This window comes from Lysinibacillus sp. BF-4 (assembly GCF_000743635.1).
Lineage (GTDB): Bacteria > Bacillota > Bacilli > Bacillales_A > Planococcaceae > Metalysinibacillus > Metalysinibacillus saudimassiliensis.
Map to the genome: position 1 here is coordinate 1 of NZ_JPUW01000075.1, position 2,456 is coordinate 2,456.

Annotated in this window: 2 protein-coding genes; both read right to left on the reverse strand. The window is 38.2% G+C overall.

Annotation, left to right across the window (positions count from 1 at the left end):
• Positions 1–51 precede the first annotated feature (51 nt).
• On the reverse strand, positions 52–804 hold the full coding sequence (istB, locus tag CH76_RS13140) for an IS21-like element helper ATPase IstB (protein WP_036147267.1): 753 nt from the start codon (positions 802–804) through the stop codon (positions 52–54).
• Positions 804–2,357 (reverse strand): IS21 family transposase, encoded by a 1,554-nt coding sequence (istA, locus tag CH76_RS13145; protein WP_036147269.1) that lies wholly within the window; start codon positions 2,355–2,357, stop codon positions 804–806. The genes istB and istA overlap by 1 nt, the downstream gene beginning before the upstream one ends.
• Positions 2,358–2,456 lie beyond the last annotated feature (99 nt).

Sequence of the window (2,456 nt, forward strand, 5' to 3'; positions counted from 1 at the left end):
TTGTATTTCGCAAGTTAAATTTGAGCCAATTGTTAATTAAAATGTGAGCCACTAAAAGTTGCTCTGTTCCATCCATTCTTTCGTTTCTAAAATCCGATAAGATCCACCAATCATATTGATAATATGCGCGCGATGCGTGAGTCGATCGGTTAACGCTGATGTTAAAACGGGATCATGGAAGACCTCTTCCCAGCGTTCAAATGTTAGATTACTTGTAATAATCGTTGCTGCTCGACCGGCACGTAACGATAAGTGCGTAAACAGAAGCTCTGCTCCTTCTTTATCGAATGAAATGTAACCAAGTTCGTCAATGATGACTAAATCATACTTTTCAAATTTCAGTTCAAACGAGCGTAACGTTCTTGCAGAACGGCTTTCCTTTAATTGATTCACAAGTGAGGCTACACTCGTAAAATACACTTTATAGCCTGCCAAACAGGCCTCGATTCCTAACCCAATCGCAAGATGGGTTTTGCCAGTACCAGGTGAGCCAATTAATAACACATTCTGCTTATCCTGAATAAACTTTAGCTCTTTCAAATGAGGAAGGCGAACCGCCGCATTTTGCGGCAGTGCCTCTACATCTAATTCTTCTAACAGTTTTTTCTCTGGAAAGTTGGCTAATCGAATTCGATTAGCTTTTGCCCGTACGTAACGGTCCTCCATTTCCTGTTTTAAAGCGAAATAAAGAAAGTCAGCTGGCGATGTATGTTGTTCAAATAGGGCTTCCTGTTCAAGTAAAGAACGAATACTTGGTAAACGTAATGCTTTGCACATTTCAATCATTTCTTTTTGCTTGTCCATTAATGAATCACTCCTGTTCCTTTAGAATGAAATAACGCTGCTAACGAAGATAGATTATCTAAAGATTGACTGGTGACATCATCTTGGTCAGTTAGAACCGTACGTACTTCAGCTGACTGTTCTGCTAAGAAAATGATTTTTTCAGTTGTTAGTTGAACCAAAGGGTTCTTTTCTAGTTCAGTAATGACTTCTAATACTCTTGCTAGGCAATCTCGTTCTTTGGTATAAACAAGCAGCTCTAGAAAATCTTTTTCATTTCCTATATAATAACGGTGGTAGATATTTTTTATTTGTTTTGGTGCTTGGCTCAAACATTCACTTTGAGCTAAAGCACCTTTTTTCTTTTGCAGCGTGTTTAAATAGTGGTAAATATTCATCACCCAGGCATGCACTTGCCAGCTTCGTTTATGCTTTGCGATGCATTCTCCTTCGCTAAACAGAAGCACTTCCTCAGCACGAGCTTTTAACTTAATATATTCGCCTACATGCCCCTCGGGTACAGAATATCGGTTGTGACGATAAATAACAGTACTATATTTATCCACTCGTAGTTCTACTAATTCTGCAGGATCGAATGGTGCAGCTGTTAAGCTGCCAGCGCGTTCAGCTTTTTCTTCCAATATCAATTCATGATGTGTTTTCTCTTTCAAATAATGGGGACGATGATTTAATTTTTCGATGATCGAAACTAAATATTCCTGTGCCTCTTCTAAAGAAGTAAACGTATCACGGTGCGCAAATGCTTTCCGGCGTATATATTCTACACTCCGCTCTACATGGCCTTTTTCATTGCCTTTACGAGGCTGACAAAGTCGAATCTGAAAATGATAATGCAAGGATAAACTTTTCATACCGTCGGTAATAAAGCGGTCGTAACCAATAAAGTTTTTGACGACGGTACGCATATTGTCGTATGTAAAAACATTCGGTACGAAGCCCAAGGCTTCAATACATTTTACGTGTGCGTCCTGTAAACAAACCATTGTTTCCGATTCATAGATTCGGGCATAACGATCATTGCTATAAGCTAGCGTAAACACAGCCATTGAAAGGCTTCTTAGCTTGCCATCAATGAATAATTTTACTTCTCCCCAATCAAACTCAATTTCACGACCAGCTGTTGGCTCTTGACGAATGAAGACTTCTTTTTCCTTCTTTTCCTCACGATTAACGAAGTTGCGAACCGTAGTGTAGCCAATTTTGAAACCTTCGTCTAAAAGTTTTTCATGTATATCAATAATCTTTAATTGTTGCTTATGCATATTCACTTCACGCTTATTTTTGTTCTGTTTCATCATTTCGCGAATACGTTTCATCACTGTATTTGTTAAAGCTCTCTTTTTTCCATTACGCTTTTTATATGCCGGAGGCGTAACGTAATTATCTGTGATTGGTAAATTCCTTGTGTCTTGTTGTCTAGCTGCTAAATCTTGCTCAATGTATTTTTTTACGGTATTACGAGACATTTTGAGCTTTTCTGCAATTTGACGTTGGCTCATATTGTGTTGATAGTACTCAATCAGTACTAATTGCTTTTTCTCCAAACTAATCACCTCTATATCCTCCTAACTATTTACAGTTAGGACTATTTTGATATAAAGTGGCTCTCATTTCAATTGCGTTGGTGGCTCAGTTTTAGCTTAACAAAAACA